This window comes from Microbacterium sp. H37-C3 (assembly GCF_027157935.1).
Classification (GTDB): domain Bacteria; phylum Actinomycetota; class Actinomycetes; order Actinomycetales; family Microbacteriaceae; genus Microbacterium; species Microbacterium plantarum.
In genome coordinates, this window is record NZ_JAPVLR010000001.1 from 53794 (window position 1) to 69299 (window position 15506).

At 71.8% G+C, this 15506-nt stretch carries 14 protein-coding genes; 13 read left to right on the forward strand and 1 reads right to left on the reverse strand.

The genetic code is table 11. From position 1 onward, the window contains the following. Positions 1-131: 131 nt before the first annotated feature. The 10 genes from hemE (at position 132) to O1W71_RS00245 (ending at position 10434) form a co-directional block, all read left to right on the forward strand. A complete protein-coding gene (gene hemE, locus O1W71_RS00200; protein WP_282502583.1) occupies positions 132-1154 on the forward strand; it encodes a uroporphyrinogen decarboxylase in 1023 nt (340 codons plus the stop codon). Further along, positions 1151-2554, forward strand: a complete 1404-nt coding sequence (locus tag O1W71_RS00205) for a protoporphyrinogen/coproporphyrinogen oxidase (RefSeq protein WP_269266063.1) — start codon at positions 1151-1153, stop codon at positions 2552-2554. The genes hemE and O1W71_RS00205 overlap by 4 nt, the downstream gene beginning before the upstream one ends. Beyond that, positions 2554-3243, forward strand: a complete 690-nt coding sequence (gene hemQ, locus O1W71_RS00210) for a hydrogen peroxide-dependent heme synthase (RefSeq protein WP_269266064.1) — start codon at positions 2554-2556, stop codon at positions 3241-3243. The genes O1W71_RS00205 and hemQ overlap by 1 nt, the downstream gene beginning before the upstream one ends. Continuing rightward, complete coding sequence (locus O1W71_RS00215; protein WP_269266065.1) at positions 3243-4457, forward strand: ferrochelatase; 1215 nt, start codon at positions 3243-3245, stop codon at positions 4455-4457. The genes hemQ and O1W71_RS00215 overlap by 1 nt, the downstream gene beginning before the upstream one ends. After that, positions 4454-5434: a hydroxymethylbilane synthase gene (gene hemC, locus O1W71_RS00220; protein WP_269266066.1), complete on the forward strand. Its 981-nt coding sequence runs from the start codon at positions 4454-4456 to the stop codon at positions 5432-5434. Before O1W71_RS00215 ends, hemC begins: the two co-directional genes overlap by 4 nt. Beyond that, positions 5431-6201, forward strand: coding sequence for a uroporphyrinogen-III synthase (locus O1W71_RS00225; RefSeq protein ID WP_269266067.1), 771 nt, complete (start codon positions 5431-5433; stop codon positions 6199-6201). The genes hemC and O1W71_RS00225 overlap by 4 nt, the downstream gene beginning before the upstream one ends. After that, positions 6198-7193 (forward strand): porphobilinogen synthase, encoded by a 996-nt coding sequence (gene hemB / locus O1W71_RS00230; protein ID WP_269266068.1) that lies wholly within the window; start codon positions 6198-6200, stop codon positions 7191-7193. The genes O1W71_RS00225 and hemB overlap by 4 nt, the downstream gene beginning before the upstream one ends. Then, positions 7190-8509: a glutamate-1-semialdehyde 2,1-aminomutase gene (gene hemL / locus O1W71_RS00235; protein WP_269266069.1), complete on the forward strand. Its 1320-nt coding sequence runs from the start codon at positions 7190-7192 to the stop codon at positions 8507-8509. Before hemB ends, hemL begins: the two co-directional genes overlap by 4 nt. Before the next feature lie 58 nt (positions 8510-8567). Next, positions 8568-9413 (forward strand): 16S rRNA (adenine(1518)-N(6)/adenine(1519)-N(6))-dimethyltransferase RsmA, encoded by an 846-nt coding sequence (gene rsmA / locus O1W71_RS00240; RefSeq protein ID WP_269266070.1) that lies wholly within the window; start codon positions 8568-8570, stop codon positions 9411-9413. Positions 9414-9513: 100 nt separating this feature from the next. Further along, complete coding sequence (locus O1W71_RS00245; protein ID WP_269266071.1) at positions 9514-10434, forward strand: phosphodiesterase; 921 nt, start codon at positions 9514-9516, stop codon at positions 10432-10434. On the opposite strand, the gene O1W71_RS00250 is transcribed toward O1W71_RS00245, so the two are convergent. Then, positions 10379-11902: a stealth conserved region 3 domain-containing protein gene (locus tag O1W71_RS00250; protein WP_269266072.1), complete on the reverse strand. Its 1524-nt coding sequence runs from the start codon at positions 11900-11902 to the stop codon at positions 10379-10381. The two genes, O1W71_RS00245 and O1W71_RS00250, sit on opposite strands and share 56 nt — an antisense overlap. 198 nt (positions 11903-12100) lie before the next feature. On the opposite strand from O1W71_RS00250, the gene O1W71_RS00255 reads away from it, so the two are divergent. From O1W71_RS00255 to O1W71_RS00265, 3 genes are read left to right on the forward strand one after another with little or no spacing between them, the layout of a single operon-like run. Further along, on the forward strand, positions 12101-13171 hold the full coding sequence (locus O1W71_RS00255) for an aldo/keto reductase (protein WP_269266073.1): 1071 nt from the start codon (positions 12101-12103) through the stop codon (positions 13169-13171). Beyond that, a complete protein-coding gene (locus O1W71_RS00260) occupies positions 13168-14109 on the forward strand; it encodes a 4-(cytidine 5'-diphospho)-2-C-methyl-D-erythritol kinase (RefSeq protein WP_112617986.1) in 942 nt (313 codons plus the stop codon). Before O1W71_RS00255 ends, O1W71_RS00260 begins: the two co-directional genes overlap by 4 nt. After that, on the forward strand, positions 14106-15419 hold the full coding sequence (locus O1W71_RS00265) for a GNAT family N-acetyltransferase (protein ID WP_269266074.1): 1314 nt from the start codon (positions 14106-14108) through the stop codon (positions 15417-15419). The genes O1W71_RS00260 and O1W71_RS00265 overlap by 4 nt, the downstream gene beginning before the upstream one ends. Positions 15420-15506: the final 87 nt, after the last annotated feature.

The window sequence follows — 15506 nt, forward strand, 5'->3', positions numbered from 1 at the left end:
TATCGATTAACTCATTCGAGGAGATCATCATTCCGGCATCCGCCCACCCTCTCGTCACGCACGCCACCGGCTCGAGCCGGCTCGTGCGCACCCTGCTCGGCGAACGCGTCGAGAAGACCCCCGTCTGGTTCATGCGCCAGGCCGGCCGGTCACTGCCCGAATACCGTGCGCTGCGCTCGCAGGGCACGATGCTCGACGCCTGCCTGACGCCCGAGCTCGCCAGCGAGATCACGCTCCAGCCGGTGCGCCGGCACGGCGTCGACGCGGCGATCTTCTTCAGCGACATCATCGTGCCGTTGGCGATCCTCGGCATCGAGGTGGAGATCGCGGCGGGTCGCGGACCCGTCTTCGCCCAGCCGCTGCGAACGGCGGCCGACATCGCCCGCGCCGTCGAGATCGATCCCGCTCTCGTGCGCGAACGCGGCGAGGCCATCGCCCGTGCCGTCGAGCTGACGACCGGGATGCTGGCCGAGGAGTCCGAGTCGCGCGGCGAGCCGCTGCCGCTCATCGGCTTCGCCGGAGCCCCGTTCACCCTCGCCGCCTACCTCGTCGAGGGTGGACCGTCCAAGGACCACCTGGCCGCCCGCCGTCTGATCCACGAGGACCCGGCTGCCTGGCGAGCGCTGACGGAGTGGCTCGCCCGCGTGACGGGGGAGTTCCTCGCGCTGCAGGTCGAGTCCGGCGCCAGCGCCGCGCAGCTGTTCGACTCGTGGGCGGGCGGTCTCCCTCCCGAGGACTACCGCGCGGCGGCTCTGCCGGCATCCGCGGCGTCGTTCGACGCCGTGCGAGCTCTCCCGGTCCCCGTCGGCTCGGGCATCGACCACATCCCGCTCGTGCACTTCGGTGTCGGGACGGGCGAGATCCTGCGTGACATGGCCTCGATCGGCATCGACGCCCTCGGAGTCGACTACCGCGTGCCCCTCGACGAGGCCGCTCGTCGGGTCGGCGGCGACCTGACGCTGCAGGGCAACCTCGATCCCGCGTTGCTCTTCGCTCCGACCGAGGTCCGCGACGCGGCGATCGCGCGCATCCTCGAGGCCGGGCGCGCGGCCCGCGCACACGTGTTCAACCTCGGGCACGGGGTGCCCATGGAAGCCGATCCCGACGCCATCAGCTCGGTGGTGCGGACAGTTCACGCCTGGCGGTCGGCATGACCGTCGAGACCGACGTCGTCGTCGTCGGGGCCGGTATCGCCGGGCTGGTCGTCGCGCTCGAAGCCGTGACAGCGGGGAAGCGCGTCACCGTCCTCGAGTCCGATGACCAGATCGGCGGGATGCTGCGCCGCGGACGCATCGCCGGAATCGACGTCGACCTCGGGGCGGAGTCCTTCGCCAAGCGGACCGATGCGGTGCCGCGACTCATCGCCGACTTCGCCCTGCCGCTCGAGGTCGTCGCGCCGCGGTCGGGCCCCGCGCACCTGGTCTCGCAGCACGGTGTCGGCCTGCCCGGCGCCCGCTGGAGCCGGCTGCCGCTGCCGCGACGCACGGTGATCGGCATCCCGGCCGATCCGCTCGCCCCGGATGTGGTCGCGATCATCGGTGAGCGCGCGGCCGAGCGGGCCGCCGCCGAGGTGCTCGACGCCCCGATCGACCCGACCGCCTCGCTCGCCGACATCGTCGAAGAACGCCTCGGCGAAGGCCTCCTCCGTGCCCTCGTGGATCCGCTCTGCCGCAGCATCTACTCGCAGCCGGCCGCGGCCGTTCCGCTCCCGCGTCTTCACCCGAAGATGTGGGCGGCGTTCGAGCGCACCGGATCGTTGCTGGCCGCGGCCGCGGAGGTCGCCCCGAACGCGCCCGGCGGAACCGCTGTGGGCGGGATCTCCGGGGGCATGTGGCGGCTCGCCGACGCTGTCGCGAGCCTCGCCGCCGAGCGAGGCGCGGTGATCCGCACCGGCACCGCGGTGGCAGAGCTCGCCGCGGAAAGCCATCCCGGCGTCACGGTGACGCTCGCCGACGGCGGGACGATCCGTGCCGAGCACGTCGTCATCGCGACCGGCCCGCGAGGCGCCGCGGCCCTGCTCGGGCAGGACAGCGGCGCCATCGACGCAGCCGCCACAGCGCCGATCCAGCCCGCGGTTCGCCTGCTCACCGCGGCGGTCACCTCCGACGACCTGTCTGCGGAGCCGGTCGGCTCCGGCGTCATCGTCGCTCCTGACGTGCGCACCGCGGCCAAGGCTCTCACCCACATCGACGCGAAGTGGGCCTGGGCCCGGGAAGCGCTGCCCGAGGGAACGCATGTCGTGCGCCTCTCGGCGCGTGCCGACGACACCGCCGGCCTCGACTCCGCCGCAGCCGTTGCCCGCGAGATCTCGCATCTCACCGGTGCGCGCGTCGACCGAAGCGACGTCGGTGAGATCATCACCACCCGCTGGCGCGATGCCGTCGTCCCGGCCGAGTCCGAGGCGTGGACGGCGACGGTGATGGATGCCGCCGCCCGCGGCATCCACGTCACCGGAGCCGTCGCGGCTGGTACCGGACTCGCCTCGGTCATCCCGCACGCCCGCGCGCTGGCCTATGAGCTCTTCGCTGTTCCCTCCGTTCGAAAGGAGTCCTGATGACCGAACAGATCTCGCTCGGTTACACCCTCTTCGCGATCCTCGCGGGCCCGCGCCCGCGGCCGCAGGCGCCCACTGACGCCGACCTCGCCGAACTCGAGCGCGTCGTCGCCGGACTGCCCGACGCCGGAGTGACGGTGCGTGGCCTGTACGACGTCACCGGCATGCGTGCCGGCGCCGATCTGATGGTCTGGCTGCACACCGCCCCCGGCTCCGACGACGACCCGGCGGCGCTGCAGCGCGCCCTGCGCGAACTACGGCGGACGGCCGCGCTGGCCGCCTTCGACCTCGAGTGGAGCGCCATGGGCGTGCACCGCGAGGCGGAGTTCAACAAGCGGCACGTTCCCGGTTATCTTCGCGGCGAGCACGCCCGCGACTGGCTCTGCCTCTACCCGTTCGTGCGCAGCTACGAGTGGTACCTGCTGCCCGAGGAGGATCGTTCGGCGATGCTCGCCCAGCACGGCCGCCGCGGAGCGAAGTTCTCGGACGTCATCGCCAACACCGTCTCGACCTTCGCACTGAGCGACTACGAGTGGCTCCTGCCCCTCGAGAGCGACGAGCTGATCAGTCTCGTCGACCTCATGCGCGACCTGCGCGCCACCGATGCGCGGCGGCACGTCCGTGAAGAGGTGCCCTTCTACACCGGCCGACGCGTCGAGGTGTCCGAGCTGGCGGAGGTGCTGTCCTGATGAGCGCGAACGAGTTCCGCCCCAAGCCCCCGCGTGCCCAGAGCGCGCCGCCGTGCGCCCCTGGCTGCGCGGTTCCCGCCGCCGGTCCGGCGTCGTGCGGGGGAGCGCCCCACGTGAGCGAGCCCACGTCGTACGACGCGCTCCTCCTCCTCGGCTTCGGCGGCCCCGAGGGTCAGGACGACGTTCTGCCGTTCCTCCGCAACGTTACCGCCGGGCGCGGCATCCCCGACGAGCGCCTCGAAGAGGTCGCGCACCACTACCGCCACTTCGGCGGCGTGTCGCCGATCAACCAGCACAACCGCGAGCTCAAGGCCGCCCTCGAGGCGGAGATCGCCGCGCGCGGCCTCGGGCTGCCGGTGTACTGGGGCAACCGCAACTGGATGCCGTACGTCGACGATGCCCTGCGCGACCTGCACGCCGACGGGCATCGTCGCGTCATCGCGATCGCGACGAGCGCCTACAGCTCCTACTCGTCGTGCCGCCAGTACCGCGAAGACCTGGCCGACGCGATGGAGGCCACCGGACTGGCGGGCGAGGTCGAGATCGACAAGGTCCGGCAGTTCTTCGACCACCCCGGGTTCGTCGCTCCGTTCGTCGACGGCATCCGCGACGGCCTGGCGAAGGTGCGCGAGCGCGGCATCGCCGAGGAGGACATCGAGATCCTCTTCTCGACGCACTCGATCCCGAACTCCGACGCCGACCGTTCCGGCCCGCCCGAGCGCGGCTTCGGCCCCGGTGGCGCGTACGTCGCGCAGCACACCGCTGTCGCGGAGGCGATCATGGCCGAACTCGGCACGACGAGCCCGTGGCAGCTGGTGTTCCAGAGCCGGTCGGGCCCGCCGTCCGTGCCGTGGCTCGAGCCCGACATCAACGACGCGATCGCCGAGCTGCCCGCCGCGGGGCGCAAGGCCGTGCTGATCGTGCCGCTCGGGTTCGTCAGCGACCACATGGAGGTGCTCTGGGACCTCGACACCGAGGCGATGGAGACGGCCGAGGAGCACGGGCTGTTCGCGGTGCGCACCGCGTCGCCCAGCACGCACCCGGCCTACGTCGCGGGTCTGGTCGACCTCGTCGAGGAGCGGCTCGAGGGGACTCCCGTCGAGGAGCGTCCCGCGGTGACCTCACTGGGCCCCTGGTACGACGTGTGCCGTCCCGGATGCTGCGAGAACAAGCGCCTGGGCTTCCAGCCGGCCCTTGCGGGGGTGGCGCCGTGACAGCCGGTGCACACGACGTCGACACGTCCGCGGCGCCGGTGCTCCGTCTCGGGACACGGGCGAGCCTGCTCGCGACGACCCAGTCGCGCCACGTCGCCGACGCGATCACGGATGCAACCGGGATCACCGTCGAGCTCGTCGAGATCACCACTGACGGCGATGTGCTGACCGGCTCGCTCGCGCAGATGGGCGGTACCGGTGTGTTCGCCACCGCCCTGCGCGAGGCCTTGCTGCGCGGCGACTGCGACCTCGTCGTGCACTCGATGAAGGACCTTCCGACCGCGCCCTACCCGGGACTGACCATCGGTGCCGTGCCGCCGCGGGCTCCGCAGCGCGACGTGCTGTGCGGTCCGAGCGCGGAGACGACTCTCGACGGTCTGCCCGAGGGGGCCGTCATCGGCACCGGGTCGCCGCGCCGCGTCGCGCAGGTCCTCCGGCGCCGGCCCGACCTGCGTGTGCGCGACATCCGCGGGAACATCGACACGCGCCTGCGCAAGATGCGCGACGGTGAGTACGACGCGATCGTCCTCGCCGAGGCGGGGCTGCGGCGCATCGAGCGCGACGCGGCGATCGGCGAGGTCTTCGGGCTCGACCAGTGGCCGACATCGGCCGGTCAGGGAGCCCTCGCGGTCGAGATCCGCACGGTCGACCTCGACGGACCGATCGGTCGCGCGGTCGCACTGATCGACGACGCCGAGTCGTCGTCGCGCGCCCTCCTGGAGCGTGCGGTCCTCCGCCGCCTGGAGGCCGGGTGTGCCGCGCCGGTGGGGATCTCGGTCACCGGGCTCGCGGCCGAGTCCGTCTTCGTCGCCGAGGTCTACGCGCCCGGGGGCGACCGCACGGTGCGCGCCCAGCGCGCCCTGCGCGCCGACCTGACCTCCGAGGGCGAGCGTGAGTCGGTCGCCGCCGATGTCGTCGCCGAGCTGCTGGACGGCGGTGCCGCGGACATCGCCGATCTGCCGGGGACGAGCCGATGACGGGCGGCCTGAAGGGACGCCGCATCCTGATCCCCCGCGGGGGATCCTGGGGCGAGCGCGTGCGCGATGAGCTCGAGCGCCGCGGCGCGACCGGCGTGATCGCGCCCCTCATCCAGTCGCGGCCCCCGCGCGATCTCGCCGCCCGCGACGCCGCCTTCACCGCTCTGGCTGCGGGGGAGTACGCCTGGGTCTTCATCACGAGCGCCGCGACCGTCGAGCAGCTCGTCGCCCAACGAGTGAGCATCCCGATCGGAACGCGCATCGCCGCGGTCGGCCGGCCGACCGCGCGCGCCGTGGCCGACGCCGGCTTCGAGGTCGAGTTCGTGCCGGTCGGCACCTCGTCGGCGACCAACATGATCGCGCAGTGGTGCGGCGGACGCTCGCCGCGATCGACGGGGCGCTGTCTCGTGCTCCGCTCCGACCTGGCGATGGCCGTCATCAGCGACGAGCTCGAGCTCCAGGGCTACGAGGTCGACGTCTGCATCGCGTACCGGACGGTCGGGGTCGACCTGACCCCCGAGATCGCCGAGGAGGTGCGCACCGGGAAGATCGACACCGTGCTCCTCACGTCGCTCAGCGTCGGGCGCGAGCTCCGCCGTCAGGTCGGCATCCCCGGGCCCGAGGTATTCATCGCCTCGATCGGTCCCGGCACCACGCGCGACGCCGAGAAGCTCGGCTACACCGTGCACCACACCGCACACTCGCAGAGTGTCGACGCCCTCATCGCAGAGCTCGACGCGCGACCCGCACCAGAGGATTCCCCATGAGCACCTTCCCCGAGCGGCGCCTGCGCCGCACGCGCCGCAGCCCCGCGATGCGCCGCCTGTCGACCGAGCACCACCTCGTCGCCGCGCAGCTGGTGCTGCCGGTGTTCGTCAAGGAGGGCATCGACGAGGCGCTGCCGATCGCCAGCATGCCGGGCGTCATGCAGCATCCGATCGAGGCCATCGCGAGCGTCGTGACGGACGCCGCGGACGCGGGCGTCGGCGGCATCATGCTGTTCGGCGTGCCCGCTGTCCGTGACGCGGAGGGCTCGGGGGCGGTCGCCGAGGACGGCATCCTCAACCGCGCGATCCGCGTCGCGCGGGACGCGGCGCAGGGACGCATCACGGTGCAGGCCGACCTCTGCCTCGACGAGTTCACCGACCACGGTCATTGCGGGCTGCTCGCGGCCGACGGGTCGGTCGACAACGACGCGACGCTCGAGGTCTACGCGCGGATGGCGCTCGCCCAGGCTCGGGCCGGTGCCGAGGTGCTGGGGCTGTCGGGGATGATGGACGGCCAGGTCGCCGTCATCCGAGCCGCGCTCGACGAGGCCGGTCACAGCGACGTCGCGCTGCTGGCGTACTCGGCGAAATACGCGTCGGCCTATTACGGGCCCTTCCGCGACGCCGTCGAATCGACTCTGCAGGGCGACCGCCGTACGTACCAGCTCGACCCCGCCAACGGGCGTGAGGGGCTCGCCGAGGCGATGCAGGACATCGCCGAGGGCGCCGACTACGTCATGGTCAAGCCCGCGGGCCCGTACCTCGATGTGCTCGCGCGCGTCGCGGAAGCCGCCACAGTGCCGGTCTGGGCGTACCAGGTGTCGGGGGAGTACGCGATGATCGAGTTGGCCGCGCGGGCCGGCGCGATCGATCGTGACCGTACGATCGCCGAGTCGCTCGTCGGCATCCGGCGCGCGGGTGCCGATGTGATCCTCACGTACTGGGCCCGCGAGGTGGCGGACTGGATCCGCGCCGGAAAGGACTTCGCATGACCCGCAATGACGAACTGTTCGACCGTGCCCGGGCTGTCATCCCCGGAGGTGTGAACTCCCCGGTCCGCGCCTTCGGCTCGGTAGGTGGCACGCCGCGCTTCTACGTTTCCGCGACCGGTCCCTATGTCACCGACGCGGAGGGACGCGACTACGTCGACCTCGTCGCGAGCTGGGGGCCGGCGCTGGTCGGACACGCCCATCCCGAGGTCATCGACGCCGTCGTCGACGCTGCCCGCCGCGGTCTGTCGTTCGGCGCGTCGACCCCCGCCGAGACCGAGCTGGCGGAGGAGATCCGCCGCCGCGTACCGATCGCGGAAAAGATCCGTCTCGTCTCGACGGGCACGGAAGCGACCATGACCGCCATCCGGCTCGCGCGCGGTGCGACTGGACGCGACCTGCTGGTGAAGTTCTCGGGCCACTATCACGGTCACTCCGACGGGCTCCTCGCTCAGGCCGGCTCGGGACTCGCGACCCTCGCCCTGCCCGGATCGGCCGGCGTCCCCGCTCCGATCGCCGCGCAGACCCTCGTGGTGCCCTACAACGACCGGGCCGCCCTCGAGGCCGTCTTCGCCGAGCACGGCCCGAACATCGCCGCGGTGATCACCGAGGCCGCCGGCGCGAACATGGGAGTCGTCCCGCCCGTGCCCGGCTTCACGACGTTCCTCCGCGAGCTCACGACCCGGCACGGGGCGCTGCTCATCAGCGACGAGGTCCTGACCGGATTCCGGTCCGGACCCTCGGGCTACTGGGGAGTCTTGCGCGAGACGGGCGAAGACGTCGCTCCCGACCTGCTCACCTTCGGCAAGGTCGTCGGAGGTGGTCTTCCGGTCGCGGCGCTGGCCGGACGCGCTGAGATCATGGATCTGCTCGCGCCCCTCGGCCCCGTCTACCAGGCCGGCACGCTCTCGGGGAATCCCGTCGCGGTCGCGGCCGGTCTCGCCACCCTCCGGCTCGCCGACGCCGACGTCTACGCGCGCATCTCGCGAGCGGCCGACAGGGTCTCCGTCGCGGCCTCGGCCGCCCTCGATGCGGCCGGTGTGCCGCACGTCGTCCAGCGCGCGGGAACGCTCTTCAGCGTCTTCTTCGGCTCGGCGGTGGTCGCGGGCGTCCCCGACTACGAGACGGCGACGCGTCAGGATGCCGGCGCCTACGCGGCCTTCTTCCACACGATGCTCGACGCGGGGGTGTCGCTTCCCCCCTCGGCGTTCGAGGCGTGGTTCCTCACCGCGGCGCACGACGACGTCGCCCTCGGCCGCATCCTCGAGGCGCTGCCGGGCGCCGCTCGGACTGCCGCTGCCGCATCCGCGGACGTATGACCTGCGGCGCCGCGCCGTCCGCCGGGCGACGCGGCGCCGCGCAACTAGGCTGGTCCTCATGCCTGTGACCCTGCTCGGTGCCGCCGAGATCCGCGCCCTCGCGGCCGAACTCGACGTGACGCCGACGAAGAAGCTCGGGCAGAACTTCGTCGTCGACGCCAACACCGTCCGCAAGATCGTGCACGCCGCCCGTGTCCAGCCCGGTGAGCGGGTCGTCGAGATCGGACCCGGTCTGGGGTCGCTGACGCTCGCGATCCTCGAGGCCGGAGCGAGCGTCACAGCGGTCGAGATCGACCACCGCCTCGCCGCGCACCTTCCGGTCACCGCCGCCCGGCACGGCGTCGCTGACGGCGCGCTGACGGTCGTCGACGCCGACGCGCTGCGCGTCACCGAGCTTCCGGGCGAGCCGACCGTGCTCGTCGCGAACCTGCCGTACAACGTCAGCGTTCCCGTCCTGCTGCATTTCCTCGAGACCTTCCCGTATCTGCGGCGCGGTGTGGTGATGGTGCAGGCCGAGGTGGCCGAACGCCTCGCCGCTGCGCCCGGGTCGAAGATCTACGGCTCGCCGAGCGCGAAGGCCGCGTGGTATGGCTCGTGGCGTCTCGCCGGCACGGTCTCGCGGCAGGTGTTCTGGCCCGTCCCAAACGTCGACAGCCTGCTGGTCGCCTTCGAGCGGGATGCCGAGGCGCGCGGCGACGAAGCCCTCCGCCGCCGGACGTTCCAGATCATCGACGCGGCATTCGGTCAGCGGCGCAAGATGCTCCGCCAGGCGGTCTCGCCGCTGTTCGGCGGAACCGCGGCGACGGCGTCGGCGGCTCTCGAAGCCGTCGGCATCGACCCGACCCTGCGTGGCGAGCAGCTCACGATCGACGATTTCGTGCGGCTCGGGGCATCTGTTCACTGAACGCTCATCAGCGCGTCATCGGGTTCTCCCGAAACATGCCGGTAACATTCGGGACGAGCCGCGAACGTCGCGGCGAGCATCACCCGACCCGGAAGAGACGATGCGAACCGCCGAGTACCCGGCACCCGAGAGGGTGCTGCTGCACCTGAGCGACACCCACCTGCGAGCGGCCGGCTCCCAGCTGTTCGACCGCGTCGACGCGGCCGCCCACCTGCGCCGGGCCCTCGACGCCATCGAGACGGCCGACCTTCGCCCCGACGGAATCGTCTTCACCGGCGACCTCGTCGATCTCGGCGAGCGCGGTGCGTACGCCGAGCTGCGCGACCTGGTCGAGCCGTTCGCCGAGCGTCTCGGGACCCGCGTCTTCTGGGTCATGGGAAACCACGACGACCGTGCGGGATTCCGCGAGACGCTGTGGCGTGAGCCGGGCACCGCTGAGGCAGCCGATCGCGTCGACGAGATCGACGGGCTTCGGCTCATCACACTCGACACCAGCGTCCCCGGCGCCCATCACGGCGAAGTGCGCCCCGCGCAGCTGGCGTGGCTGCGCGAGGTGCTGTCGACCCCCGCCCCGCTGGGGTCGATCCTCGCCATGCATCATCCGCCGGTTCCGAGCGTCCTGCCGCTGGCGGCCAGCGTCGAGCTCCGCGACCAGCGCTCGCTCGCCGCTGTGCTCGCGGGCTCGGACGTGCGCGCCATCATCGCGGGCCACCTGCACTATTCGACCTTCGCGACGTTCGCCGGCATCCCGGTCTCGGTGGCGTCCTCGACCTGTTACGCGCAGGACCTCACGGTTCCCGTGGGAGGCACGCGCCCGCAGGACGGCGCGCAGTCGTTCAACTTCGTCCACGTGTACGACGACACGGTCGTGCATTCGGTCGTGCCGGTCGATGCGCCGGCCACCCTCGAGTACACCGACGCGGGCGAGGCTCAGCGCCGGCTTGCCGAGGCCGGGATCGCGCCCGTCAGCGCTTCACGCCGGAGCGCGCCGCCGACGCGTCCCGTGCCCGTCCTTCGCTGACCGCCGGGATCTCCCAGGGCGCGCGGATCGGGAACATCCGCTCCAGCACATCGCGCAGCGATGCGACCCGGATCTCCTCCGGAACCTCGGTCTCGCCGCCGTCGTTCAGGCAGAACATGTCGATGTCGCGACGCTTCGCCAGCCGCTCCATTCCGGCGAGCGAGCGGGCGAGCGTCGTCTGCACGTACCGGGTGCGCGGCACCGATGTCGGCAGCGCGCGCCCCGTGAACATCGCGTAGTAGTGGTAGAGCGAGTTGGTCACGGAGATGTCGGTCGCAGCGCGGAAGCGGGATGCCGCGGTGCGGCGGAAGTCCTCGGGGAACGTCTCCTCGAGCTCCTGCATGACGCTGCGGCGCAGGGGAGCGGCGCAGTGCTCGAGGTCGCGGACAATGACGCGCCCGAAGCGCTCCTGCAACAGGGCTCGGTTGACGCGCAGGCCGTTGTCGTGGCCCGAGCGCTCCAGGCGCGGGTCGCCCGCGCCGATGCGCACGTCGCACTCGACGAACGACGAGATGCCGCCGGGCGAGAAGAAGAGCTCGGGACGCACGGGGCGACCGAAGAACATGTCGTCGTTCGAGTACAGGAAGTGCTCGGCCAGCCCGTCGATGCGGTGCAGCTGGGCCTCGACCGCGTGCGAGTTGTGCGTGGGCAGAGTGGAGGGGTCGGCGAAGAACTCCTCGCTGCGCACGATCGTCACCTTCGGGTGGTCGGCGAGCCATGCGGGCGCGGGGGAGTCCGTCGCGATGAAGATCCGCCGCACCCACGGCGCGTACATGTGCACGCTCCGCAGGGCGTAGCGGAGCTCGTCGACGTGCCGATAGCGGGCCGGACCGTCATCTCCCTCGCCGACGACGTACTCGGAGAGCTGGGCGGCGCGCTGCCGCTGGAACTCGCTCGCCGAGCCGTCGACCCACGAGAACACCATGTCGATGTCGTGGGTGACCTCGCGGGGGTGCGGGTCGAGCATTCCGACCACCGTCTGCCATTCGCGTCCGTACCGCGACCCGCTCACGATGTGCACGTCCTGCGCCGGCGTGATGCGCCGCATGAGCGCATTCGCCTGCGGAGCCTCGACGGCCGTCTCGCCGAACCGCCAGAACTCCACGCGCACGCCGTACTCGTGGTCGTACCGCCGGCCTCCGCCAGCGCTGACGCGGGGGCGGTAGGCCCGGAGCGCGTGGGGTGCGGAATCGGGGATGTCCGCATCGGCCGCGAAAACAGGGGCCGTGCCTTTCGCCTTGAGATACAGCGGCTCGCGCTGACCGAGACTGCGCAGGGTCGCCCCCGTCCTGTGCGCGTCCGCGAGGTCGATCGCGAGCGCGGGCGTGTGGAGATCGTGCCGGATGAGCAGCGTGCGGATGCCGGCGGACTCGAGCGCGTCGGCGATCAGCAGCAGGTCGGCGGTGCGGGCGCCGTCCGGCGTCGTGGTCTCGTGGACGAGGCGCAGGACGCCTTCGTCGAGGATCACGTCGTCGCGGCTCGCGGGCAGATCGATCCAGGGGTTCTCGCGGCGGGGCAGAGCGGAAAGGGCCAGGGTTTCCTCCTCGGGGGATGATTGTCTCGGTAGGCAGACTAGACATTCTCCGTTACATCGGTGTTTCCGCGCACCTCGGAGACTCTGCGCGAATGAGGACGCAGGCGGGTGCGCGCTCGATAGGCTCGGACGGTGACCGCCTCGCCCCGCTTCTCCGCCTCGCGCGGCGGAGACCTGCACCGTCCCTATACCGCAGCCCCCGATCGCTACGAGAGCAGCGGGTACCGCCAGGTCGGGGCCTCCGGACTGTTCCTGCCGCCGATCTCGCTCGGGCTGTGGTGGAACTTCGGCGACAACATCCCCTTCGACCGTCAGCGCGAGGTGCTGCGCCACGCCTTCGACCGCGGCATCACGCACTTCGATCTCGCCAACAACTACGGGCCGCCCTACGGTTCGGCCGAGACGAACTTCGGACGCATGATGCGCGAGGATTTCGCGCCCTACCGCGACGAGCTGATCATCTCGTCGAAGGCGGGGTACGACATGTGGGACGGCCCCTACGGCAACCACGGCTCGCGGAAGTACCTGATCGCGAGCGCCGAGCAGTCGCTGAAGCGGATGAGCGTCGACTACGTCGACATCTTCTACTCGCACCGCGAGGACGACACGACCCCGATCGAGGAGACGGTGGGAGCGCTCGACGCGCTCGTGCGTCAGGGCAAGGCGCTCTACGTCGGGATCTCGTCGTACTCGGCCGAGAACTCCGCTCGAGCCGCCGCGGTGGCCCGCGACCTCGGCACGCCGCTGGTGATCCACCAGCCTTCGTACTCCATCCTCAACCGCTGGATCGAGGACGGCCTGACCGACCAGCTGCGCCGAGACGGGATGGGCGCCATCGGCTTCATGCCGCTGCAGCAGGGTCTGCTGACGGGGCGGTATCTCGACGACGGCACGTCCGAGCGGTCGATGCAGCGCTTCTCGCTGCCCGACGACGGGCGGCTGTCGGCGTCGGCACTGGCGGGCCTGCGCGAGCTCGGCGACCTCGCGCGCGATCGTGGGCAGACTCTCGCGCAGCTCGCCATCCGGTGGACGCTGCGTGACCCGGTGGTCGCTTCGGCTCTCATCGGCGCATCGCGCACCGCTCAGCTGGACGAGAACCTGGCGGCGCTCGACGGGCCCGACCTCACCGAGGACGAGCTCGAGCGGATCGACGACATCGCCTCCCGCATCGGCTCGATCTGGGACGGGCCGGACGGCTCATGAGCCTCAGCGCCGTCCCCGACCGCGTGCGTGTGCGGGCTCCCGGCAAGATCAACCTGTTCCTCGACGTCGGGTCGGTCCAGGACGACGGCTACCACGACGTCGCCTCGGTCTATCAAGCCGTCTCGCTGTACGAGGACCTGGTCGCCACACCGGCGGACGACTTCAGCGTGAGCGTCGTCGATGAGGCGGGTGCGCCCGTGCCCGGCGTTCCGCTCGATGATCGCAACCTCGCTCTGCGCGCCGCACGGATGGTGGCGCGCGAGGTGGGGTATCTCGGCGGCGTGCACCTGGAGATCTGCAAGGCGGTCCCGGTGGCCGGCGGCATGGGCGGAGGCTCGGCGGATGCCGCCGCCGCCCTCGTGGCCTGCGACGCGTTGTGGGGCGCCGGGCTCACCTCCCCGGCACTGCAGGAGCTGGCAGCGCGACTGGGCGCCGATGTCCCCTTCTCCCTCATGGGCGGCAGTGCCGTCGGGACGGGACGCGGCGATCGCCTGAGCCCGGCGCTGGGGCGGGCCCGCTTCGACTGGGTCGTGGTGATCGACGAAGCCGGACTCTCCACCCCCGAGGTGTACGCGCAGCTCGACCGGCTGCGAGCCGAACGCCGTCCCGACATCGCGCCACGGCCCGAGCCGCCGGAGGTCGACCCGGTCGTCCTGCAGGCCCTGCGTTCGGGTTCCCCCGACCTGCTCGCGGGCGCGTTGCGCAACGATCTGCAGGATGCCGCGTGCGCGCTGCGCCCCGACCTGGGCGAGCTGCTCGATCGCGCCGTCGAGATCGGCGCGCTGGCCGGCCTCGTGTCGGGCTCCGGCCCCACGCTGGCTTTCCTCGCCGCCGACGCCGACGCGGCGCGCGGCATCGAGCAGAACCTGTCCGCGATGGGCCACCGTGCCCGTCACATCTCCGGCCCGGTGACGGGCGCGAAAGTGGTGACCCGATGACCGAGCCCCAGACCTCCTTGCTGAACCGTGACGTCGACGAGGCGTCGCATCGCGCGCTCGCCGAGCGCGGCTTGACGTACCGGACCGTGCCCGCCGGCGAACCGACGTTCGAGGGCTGGATCCAGGCCGTCTCGCGCGGTTTCCAGGACGGCGAGCGCTCGCCCGAGCAGATCGCCGGCGCACGCGGCAGGAACAGCGGTCGGCGCCTGACCGGCGTGTTCGACGAGAGCGGGCCGATGCCGGAGGTGGCGGTCGGCACGATCGCGTCGTGGCCCTCCGAGCTCACCGTGCCGGGCGGAACGATCCCCGCCGGTGCGATCAGCGCCGTCACCGTCGCGCAGACGCACCGGCGCCGAGGCATCGCGCGGGCGCTCCTGGAGGGCGAGGTGCGCACCGTCGCGGCGGCCGGGCTTCCCATCGCCATGCTCACAGTGACCGAGTCGACGCTCTACGGCCGTTACGGCTTCGCCTCGGCGGCTTCCGCCGCGATCCTCGACATCGACACCCGCCGGGTGCGCTGGGCGGGTCCCACGCCCGACGGGCGCCTCGATTTCATCGATCGGACGGCCGCACGCGACCTCGTGGCGACGCTGCACGAGCGCACGCGTCACCGCACCCCCGGCGACATCGCACTGCCGCCGGGACACGGCGACCGCTTCACCGGCACCGATCCCGACGAGAAGGACGGGGGAGCGATCCGCTGCGTGCAGTATCGCGACGCCGCGGGCGAGGTGCGCGGCATCCTGACCTACTCGCTCGCGCCTCATGAGCGGGACATCGTCAAGGGCACCGCGAAGGTGACGATCCTCATCGCCGAGACCGACGATGCGTACGCGGCGCTCTGGCGGTTCCTGCTGGAGCTCGACCTGGTGGCCCACGTCCGCGCGGAGCTGTGCTCGGTCGACGAGGCGGTGCTGTGGATGATCGGCGATCGGCGGGCCGCCTCGGTCTCGGTGTTCGACCACCAGTACCTGCGCATCCTCGACGTGCCGGCCGCTCTCCGCGCGCGCACCTACGGCTCCGCGGGGCGCGTGCTGCTGCGCGTGAGCGACCCGCTCGGGATCGCCACCGGCGAGTACCTCCTGACGGTCGATGACGACGGCGAGGGCACGGTGGCGACGGCGGCGGATGCCGATAGGGCCGGCGCCGATGTGCTCGAGCTGTCGGTCGTCGAGCTCGCGGCCGTCTATCTCGGCGGTGTGTCGCCCGAGACTCTCGGGCGCGCTGGACGCCTGACCGGCACCGACCTCGCGGCATCCTCGCGCATGTTCGCATCGACGATCGTTCCCCGCGTCGGCCTCTGGTACTGATCGCTCCGCCCGGGCCGTGATGCGCTGTTCTAGTCCATTTCGCGACATGACGCAACACGGCCCGAGTGTCGGCTCCGAACGCTAGCG

Excerpts from the sequence above, each read along its gene's own strand:
- rsmA (WP_269266070.1), top strand. The coding sequence starts at position 8,568 with ATGCCTGTGACCCTGCTCGGTGCCGCCGAGATCCGCGCCCTCGCGGCC.
- O1W71_RS00205 (WP_269266063.1), top strand. The coding sequence starts at position 1,151 with ATGACCGTCGAGACCGACGTCGTCGTCGTCGGGGCCGGTATCGCCGGG.
- hemQ (WP_269266064.1), top strand. The coding sequence starts at position 2,554 with ATGACCGAACAGATCTCGCTCGGTTACACCCTCTTCGCGATCCTCGCG.
- O1W71_RS00265 (WP_269266074.1), top strand. The coding sequence starts at position 14,106 with ATGACCGAGCCCCAGACCTCCTTGCTGAACCGTGACGTCGACGAGGCG.
- hemB (WP_269266068.1), top strand. The coding sequence starts at position 6,198 with ATGAGCACCTTCCCCGAGCGGCGCCTGCGCCGCACGCGCCGCAGCCCC.
- O1W71_RS00245 (WP_269266071.1), top strand. The coding sequence starts at position 9,514 with ATGCGAACCGCCGAGTACCCGGCACCCGAGAGGGTGCTGCTGCACCTG.
- hemL (WP_269266069.1), top strand. The coding sequence starts at position 7,190 with ATGACCCGCAATGACGAACTGTTCGACCGTGCCCGGGCTGTCATCCCC.
- O1W71_RS00215 (WP_269266065.1), top strand. The coding sequence starts at position 3,243 with ATGAGCGCGAACGAGTTCCGCCCCAAGCCCCCGCGTGCCCAGAGCGCG.
- O1W71_RS00225 (WP_269266067.1), top strand. The coding sequence starts at position 5,431 with ATGACGGGCGGCCTGAAGGGACGCCGCATCCTGATCCCCCGCGGGGGA.
- O1W71_RS00260 (WP_112617986.1), top strand. The coding sequence starts at position 13,168 with ATGAGCCTCAGCGCCGTCCCCGACCGCGTGCGTGTGCGGGCTCCCGGC.
- hemE (WP_282502583.1), top strand. The coding sequence starts at position 132 with ATGCGCCAGGCCGGCCGGTCACTGCCCGAATACCGTGCGCTGCGCTCG.